Annotated in this window: 1 protein-coding gene; it reads left to right on the top strand. The window is 73.1% G+C overall.

Annotated elements, in window-relative coordinates; all coding sequences use genetic code 11:
• Positions 1-26 precede the first annotated feature (26 nt).
• Positions 27-1025, top strand: a complete 999-nt coding sequence (gene mltG, locus DEIPI_RS0110675) for an endolytic transglycosylase MltG (RefSeq protein WP_027481777.1) — start codon at positions 27-29, stop codon at positions 1023-1025.
• Positions 1026-1162 lie beyond the last annotated feature (137 nt).

The raw sequence follows: 1162 nt of genomic DNA, 5'->3' as shown, positions 1-1162 counted from the left end.
GCGCCCGTGACGATGGCGAGGACGCCGTGAGGACGGTCCTGCGGGTCCTGGGGGTGCTGCTGGTGCTGGCGGTGCTCGCGGCGGGCGGCGCGGCGTGGTACGGATACTCGCTGGTGCGGCCCACGGGCGGCCCGAAGGTGGAGCTGGAGATCAAGCCGGGCACGAGCCTCGCGAACGTCGCGGCGGACCTTCAGGCGCGCGGCGTGATCCGCTCGGCGGACGCGCTGCGCGCCGTGATGCGCGTGCAGGGCACGGCGGGCAGCCTGCGTGACGGCCTGTACGACGTGTCGGGTGAGATGAGCACGCTGGACGTGGCGGGCGTGCTCGCGAAGCCGGGCCGTCCGCGCCTGCGGTACGTGACGATCCCGGAGGGCCGCCGCCTGAAGGAGGTGCCCGCGCTGGTGGAGGCGGCGGGTCTCGGGAAGGCCGCCGACCTCCGCGCCGCCCTGAACGACGTGAAGCTCAGCCCGTACGCGAAGGGGTCGCTGGAGGGCTTCGTGTTCCCGGCGACGTACCCGTTCCGTCCGGAGGCGACGCCCCGGGAGATCGCCGAGGGCATGGTGAAGCGCATGAACGACGAGTTCACCCCGGAGCGGGTGGCGCGGGCGAAGGCGCTCGGGCTCGACGTGTACGGCTGGGTGACCCTGGCGAGCATGGTGCAGGCGGAGGCCGCGAACGACCAGGAGATGCCCGTGATCGCGGGGGTGTTCCTGAACCGGCTGGAGGACGGCATCGCGCTGGGCTCCGACCCGACGGTGGCGTACGGGCTCGGGAAGGACCTGCCGGAGCTCGACCGCTACGCGGGGGACTTCACGAAGGACACGCCGTACAACACGTACACCCGTCGGGGGCTGCCGCAGGGGCCGATCAACCTGCCGGGGCAGGCGGCGCTCGACAGCGTGCTGAATGCCAGGCGGACGGTGGACGGGAAGCGGGCGCTGTACTTCCTGCATGGCCTGAGGGGCGAGTTCCGGGTGAATCCGACGTACGGGGCGCACCTGCGCGACATCGCGCGTTACCGCTGAGGTGACCACCAAGGTGGAGTGGCGGGCGTGGGCGCGTGAGGCGCGCGCGGCCCTCCCGGACGTGTCGGAGGGTGTGACGCGGCACCTGCGCCTGTGGTTGCGGGCGCGGGGCGCGCGGGTGGTGCTGGCGTACCGGG

Origin of the sequence: Deinococcus pimensis DSM 21231 (assembly GCF_000519345.1) — a bacterium.
GTDB lineage: Bacteria > Deinococcota > Deinococci > Deinococcales > Deinococcaceae > Deinococcus_A > Deinococcus_A pimensis.
The sequence above is the reverse complement of the archived record's forward strand: the minus strand, read 5'-3'. Positions and strand labels throughout refer to the sequence as shown.